Here is a 6,395-nt window from a genome sequence, read left to right on the forward strand (position 1 = left end):
TGAAAAACTATGAACGATTTATTTGACTTCTTCTTTAAGGGTAACTTTTTTATGAAAATAGTTACCCTGCTATACACACTCTTACTATCATGGGTAATGAATGGACAAGTACAAGAAATTCCAAACTATAAACCTGTTGACATTGACTTGCACAAGCAAATTGTAAAAATGGATAGTATATTCTTTAACGCTTACAATACTTGTGACATGAAAACACAGTCTGATATTTTAAGTGATGATATTGAGTTCTTTCATGACAAAGGAGGCTTATCTACTTCAAAAAGTGAAATTATAGCCGCTACAGAAAGAAATATTTGTGGTAAGGTTACTCGTACATTAATAGAAGGAAGTATTGAAGTATATCCTATTAATAAATATGGGGCAGTCCAAATAGGTTATCATAAGTTTTTTAATAATAGAGAACCTAACGCTAAATCTATCCCTAGTAAATTTATTGCTATCTGGAAAAAAGAAAACGCAAAGTGGTTAATAACAAAAGTTATTAGCCTGCATTAACATATAATTGATTTTAAAAACATTAGTTCATTGGTTAGCTAACTCCGATGACACTAATACTTGGTTTTATTAGTTAAGCCAAAGCTGTACAGCTTTGGCTTTTTCTTTATATAAACTCAATAATAAAAATGCTAAAACACATATCTTTGTGTAAAACATTTCTTGCATGAATTTAACTATTGAAAATATTTTATTAATAGGATCTGTTTTACTTTTAATAAGTATTATAGTTGGAAAAACATCCTATAAATTTGGGGTTCCAACTCTTTTGCTGTTTTTAAGCATTGGAATGCTTGCTGGATCTGATGGTGTTGGTGGTATTATTTTTGACGATCCAAAAGCTGCACAATTTATAGGAATTGTTTCTTTAAATTTTATTCTATTTTCTGGTGGTTTAGACACTAATTGGAAAGCTGTAAAACCTATACTCAAAGAAGGATTAGTACTTTCTACTTTAGGAGTATTGCTTACTGCTGTTTCTTTGGGCCTCTTCGTATGGAATGTTACCAATTTTACAATTTACGAAAGCTTACTACTAGGTGCTATTGTTTCTTCTACCGATGCAGCTGCTGTATTCTCTATTTTACGCTCTAAAAACTTAGCATTAAGAGAAAACTTACGCCCCACTTTAGAGTTAGAAAGTGGTAGTAACGACCCCATGGCTTACGTATTAACTATCGCTTTTTTAACGTTGGTAACCCATCAAGATCAAAGTTTAACCTCTATAATACCTTTATTTTTACAACAAATGATATTTGGTGCTATTGCTGGTTTTTTATTTGGTATACTTAGTAAAAAAATAATAAACTCAATTAAACTTGACTTTGAAGGATTGTATCCTGTTTTGGTTATTGCTCTTATGTTTATTACTTTTTCATTTACAGATTTTATAGGTGGTAATGGCTTTTTAGCTATTTATATTTGTGCTGTTTACTTAGGAAATCAAAACTTAATTCATAAAAAAACTATTTTAAAAATGTTTGATGGATTAGCTTGGTTAATGCAAATTGTACTATTCTTAACCTTAGGGTTACTTGTTTTTCCTTCACAAATTGTTCCTTACATTGGTATTGGACTTATTATTTCGCTCTTCTTAATTTTTATTGCTCGCCCTGTGGGAGTTTTTATTAGTTTGCTTTTTTTTAAAATGAAGTTAAGAAGACGTTTTTATATTTCGTGGGTTGGTTTACGTGGCGCTGTTCCTATAGTGTTTGCTACCTACCCTCTTTTAGCTGGTATAGATAAAGCTAATATTATTTTTAATATTGTATTTTTTATATCGGTTACTTCTATTTTAATACAAGGTACAACGCTTAGTATTGTTGCAAAATGGTTAAACGTTGCTTTGCCTGAAGAAACAAAAAGATTGAGTGCCACCGATATGCTATTAGAAGAAAACCCGAAAGCTCTAATGCAAGAAATTACAATTACAGAATCATGCAAATCGGCAAATAAAAAAATTGTAGAATTAGATTTTCCTAAAAACGCTATTATAGCCTTGATAAAAAGAGAGGGTAATTATATAACTCCTAATGGTTCAACTACGATAAATGTTGCTGACACTTTGATTGTTCTTGCTGATAAACCTAGTATTTTTAAAGAAATTAATGAAAGCCTTAAAAATTAACTAATAATTAGTTTTAATTTTAATTATTAAAGTAATTTTGTAGCATGAAAAAAATGTTGCGATTTTTGAGCGTCCTTTTTATTACAATGGTATATTTTTCTACCATTGGTTATACGCAAAAAGATCAATCTTTTTCTAGTGAGTTTAGCGATCCAAACCCTTCTCATAAAGAATACAAACAAAAACTTTCTTCTAAGGGCGTAGAACATACCTCAGAGTCAGAAAACTTCACTAATTACTTTAATAACCTTCCTTCAAATAATGTAAAAAATACATTTTCTGAAATTGGTATTAATTTAAAATCTATTGAATTATCTTTCAACAGAAAATATCTTCAATATGTTTCTTTTTCAAGAAATATTTTAATAGCCTATAAAAAATCTGATTTAATATTTCCTTTCCATTATCATTGGTGAGAACTTCATTAAGTTTTAACAAACAACTAATCAATCTTACTAAGAAAACACACTCTTTATAAACTAAAGAGTAAAACTTAATGTAATTAATTTAAAAATAAATGGATTTAGGAACCACAATCGTTGGTGCTGTACTATTAGTTATATGTATAGCCCCTTTTATATTAGTACGTAAAAGACAATTAACAAAGAAGAATGAAAAACTTCAAATACTAAATAACCTTTCTCAAGAATACAATTGCTTTATACAAGAGTATGAATTTTGTAATGATTTTATTTTAGGAATTGATAAATCTAAAAATTTTCTTTTCTTTTATAAACAATCCGAAGAAACCACACATAGTCAAGTTATTAATTTACAAGAAATTGATGAATGTGTTGTTATAAAAAAAACACGAAGTATAAACGATAAAACAATTGCATTAATAGAGCTCAATTTCATTAAAAAAAATGAGGTTACTTCTATTATTATTTATGATGAAAAAACAGATTTATTAATTAGTAACGAACTGTTAGTTGCCAACAAATGGTCTCTTATAATTAATAGTAGTCTATAAAGAATAGTAAATTTCACCCCACGATCTAAACCTTAAATATTTTAAGGTTTAGATTTTTTTAAAATAACTTTTTACTTTTACCTTATATTTTTAAACTAAAAAAAGAGGTAAGTACCTTGTTTGCTTAAAGGTTATTTACTTTTCTTATTCCTTATAAATTACTATGAAAACACTTTTTAAAATAAATCTAAAACACTTGCCTTTATTATTATCTTTATTTTTAATAATTAGTTGTTTTAACAAAGAAAAAACAGACGAAGAACTACTTGAAAAAGACAAAACAGATTTAAAAGAAAACTTAGATTCCTATAAAATAGCCACTTATAAATTTGGTAAAATTCTAATCAGATCTTCAGCAGAAAAAGATACTATTTCTACAGAATTTCAGTCTTTTAAAAAAGATCTTGATAGGATTTTTAATAAAGTGGTAAAATATGATGTTAAAAACCCAGAAAGTTTATCACTCATAGATTACATTTTAATATACCGTGATTATAAAAAAATGGAAGACTTCATTATGAAAACTGATGAAGATATTTTTCCAACATTAGTAGACTCTTTTAATCTAATTTACGGAGACTCTACTAGCAAAAAAAGAGAGTATTATAAAGGAGAAGAAAAAGAATATGTTCAAAATATAGAGCACGCTATTTTAAGTGCAATTGTAATATTAAGTAAAGATTTAGGTAAGGAAGTATCGCTTTATGAATGCACAAAAACAAATCCTGAATTACTACCTGATTCTGAAATAAAAACTCTACTACTATACTTTAGAGGCTTCTTGTTTTTTGAAAAAGGTCTTTATTATTTATCTGAAGATGAAATTTCAAGAAACATCAATTGGTTAAACAACAATAAAGAGGTGGATTTACCCTACACAAGAGCTTTTTTTCAATGGGGAAATCTTGATAATAAAAGTACTCATTTAGGACTTCACTCTTTAAATCATTTGTTTAGAGGTTTTGACCGATTAATGATGGAAAGAGAAATTGATGAAAAACGTGCTCTTGAAGATTTTGAAGCATTTTTAAAAGATGCTAATAAAATTGGATTAAATAATGAAATTACTTGGTCAATAGAAACCTATTTATATTTAAAAAACGAAGAAAATGAAAAAGCAATTACTTCTTTAACCAAACTTAAAACAAGTACCCTACTCTCTTCAGAAGATAAAGAAAGAATAGATGAATCTATTGAATATGTTAAGAACAGAGAGTCAGGTAAGGTATTAAATGGTTTTTATGATAAATTCTTTTTGAGTAAAATCGCTACAAAATACATGTACTCAATTTTATCAAAAGTAGATTGGGAAAAAGTAATGAAAGAACAAAATGTACCACATACAAATGAAATATTTAAAACTATTGATAATCTAAAAAGTTTTATTGACAACCTAAAAGAGTATGCCAGTACAGAAGACTTAAAGAATAAAGGAAAGAGCCTTTGGAACAAAACAAAAGAATTAGTTGAATAATTCTATAAAAAGAAACACACAATACATTAAACAACTTAAAAATTAAAATGGGAAAAATTAAAATTGAAAGCACAGTTGGTGCTAAAATCTATGCTAACGAAAAAGAACTAGGTTTAATAAAAAGAGAAGATAAAGAATATGAGTTAGAAAATGGCGAATATGAAGTTTATGCCAAAGCCTCTTGGTGTGGTAGTCAAAAAATCAACATAAATGTTACTGATGATCAAACCGTAACTTTAACTCTTAACAGCTTTAAGTATGAAGGAATTATAAGAGCTGTTATCATGGTGTTTTTTGCTTTATTTATGTTTTCTAAAAGTCTTATTTTTTTGATTATTGCAGGAATTATCATTCTATACCCTTTGTATTATATATCATTCGGAAAAGATAATTACTTAGAATTTACTGAAAAGATAAGTTAAGTATAACAAAACTAAATACCTCTATACATGTTTAACTTACCTTTACAAAAACTAACTATTAATTTATGTTAAAAAATAAAGTATATTTTGCTGGACCTCTTTTTAATGAAGCTGAAAGAGCTTTTAATCAAAACCTTACATCTAAAATAGAAAATATTGGTTTTACAGTTTTTTTACCTCAACGAGACGGTGCTGAATTAAACAAACCTCCTTTCGATGGAATGACTCAAACCGAGAGAAATAATGCTATATTTAATCTAGATATAAAACAAATATTAAATTGTGATATTTTTTTATTTGTTCTAGATGGTCGAGTTCCAGATGAAGGTGCTTGCTTTGAGCTTGGTATTGCATACAGTAATAAAAAACATATAATTGGGCTTCATACTGATATGAGAGCTTCCTTTATCGATTCCAAATTAAATGCTATGATTGAAGGTTCTTTTGATAAAATCTTCACTTCTAAACAAGAAATAATAGACTACCTTATTAATTTAAACAAAAGTTAATAAAGTGATACTCCAATATAATAGTTATGAATTACAAAATAATAAAACTACTATTTAACCCTAGAAAAGCGATTAGTAAAGAAGAATTTTTGTTAGATAACAATTCTAAACCATTCGTATTTGGAATTGAAAAACACGATTAATGACACCGTTCCTAGAAATTTATAAATTTTTCGAAACAGAATTTCCTTTAAATCAACATGGAATTGATGAACTTTTTAGTCTATTTAAAGTTGAAAAACACACTAAAGGAACTATTTTACTACTAGAAAACTCCAAAGAAAAAAAGTTGCGTTTTTTAAACAATGGAATTGTAAGAGAATATTACGCAAGCGAAGACAAAGAAGTTAATATCAACTTTTATGTAAAGCCACAATTTATTTCCGATTTACTAACTTTTAGTCAAAATACTGCTACCAAGAAAAACCAAGAAACCTTAACATCTGTAGAAATTTTAAGCATTGAAAGGCAGCCTTTTTTTGATTTGTTAGAAAAATATCAATGTGGTAAAACCTTTGTTGAAGCCTCTTTTCAAAAACTTTTAAAACAAAAAGAGAGACTAGAGTTTAATCGTACTACAAAATCACCTGAAGAATTGTATAATGAATTATTTATTTACAAACCTGAATGGATACAAAATATACCTCAATACCATTTAGCATCGTACTTAAACGTAACCCCAGAAACACTAAGCAGAATTAAAAAGCGTATTTCTTGATTTGAATCAATGAAAACAAATAGAGTATAAAAGACATTTGCAGAACTAAAATGTTATACAACTTAAGTTAGCAATTGTTTAAATTTAGTAATATAAATCAGAAAGAAAAAAGCGTAGAGTAAGGTTATGTTATACGTTGAAACCTAGATTTCGTCA

General features: G+C 27.5%; 8 protein-coding genes. All 8 read left to right on the forward strand.

Going from position 1 to position 6,395, the window contains the following annotated elements:
- Positions 1-9 precede the first annotated feature (9 nt).
- The 8 genes from C8N26_RS10230 to C8N26_RS10265 all read left to right on the forward strand — a co-directional run bounded on the left by C8N26_RS10230 (position 10) and on the right by C8N26_RS10265 (position 6,239).
- Positions 10-516 (forward strand): nuclear transport factor 2 family protein, encoded by a 507-nt coding sequence (locus C8N26_RS10230; RefSeq protein WP_245962554.1) that lies wholly within the window; start codon positions 10-12, stop codon positions 514-516.
- A 166-nt stretch (positions 517-682) separates the two neighbouring features.
- Positions 683-2,143, forward strand: a complete 1,461-nt coding sequence (locus tag C8N26_RS10235) for a potassium/proton antiporter (RefSeq protein WP_120187190.1) — start codon at positions 683-685, stop codon at positions 2,141-2,143.
- Between the two features lie 65 nt (positions 2,144-2,208).
- Positions 2,209-2,559, forward strand: a complete 351-nt coding sequence (locus tag C8N26_RS10240; RefSeq protein WP_147418501.1) for a hypothetical protein — start codon at positions 2,209-2,211, stop codon at positions 2,557-2,559.
- A 101-nt stretch (positions 2,560-2,660) separates the two neighbouring features.
- A complete protein-coding gene (locus C8N26_RS10245; protein WP_120187192.1) occupies positions 2,661-3,116 on the forward strand; it encodes a hypothetical protein in 456 nt (151 codons plus the stop codon).
- 163 nt (positions 3,117-3,279) lie between these two features.
- Entirely contained in the window at positions 3,280-4,590 is a 1,311-nt protein-coding gene (locus C8N26_RS10250) for a short-chain dehydrogenase (protein WP_120187193.1), read from the forward strand.
- Between the two features lie 47 nt (positions 4,591-4,637).
- Positions 4,638-5,012: a hypothetical protein gene (locus C8N26_RS10255; protein WP_120187194.1), complete on the forward strand. Its 375-nt coding sequence runs from the start codon at positions 4,638-4,640 to the stop codon at positions 5,010-5,012.
- A gap of 65 nt (positions 5,013-5,077) precedes the next feature.
- Positions 5,078-5,521, forward strand: coding sequence for a nucleoside 2-deoxyribosyltransferase (locus C8N26_RS10260; protein WP_120187195.1), 444 nt, complete (start codon positions 5,078-5,080; stop codon positions 5,519-5,521).
- 142 nt (positions 5,522-5,663) lie between these two features.
- Positions 5,664-6,239, forward strand: coding sequence for a Crp/Fnr family transcriptional regulator (locus tag C8N26_RS10265; protein ID WP_120187196.1), 576 nt, complete (start codon positions 5,664-5,666; stop codon positions 6,237-6,239).
- Positions 6,240-6,395 lie beyond the last annotated feature (156 nt).

Origin of the sequence: Tenacibaculum lutimaris, from assembly GCF_003610735.1 — a bacterium.
GTDB lineage: Bacteria > Bacteroidota > Bacteroidia > Flavobacteriales > Flavobacteriaceae > Polaribacter > Polaribacter lutimaris.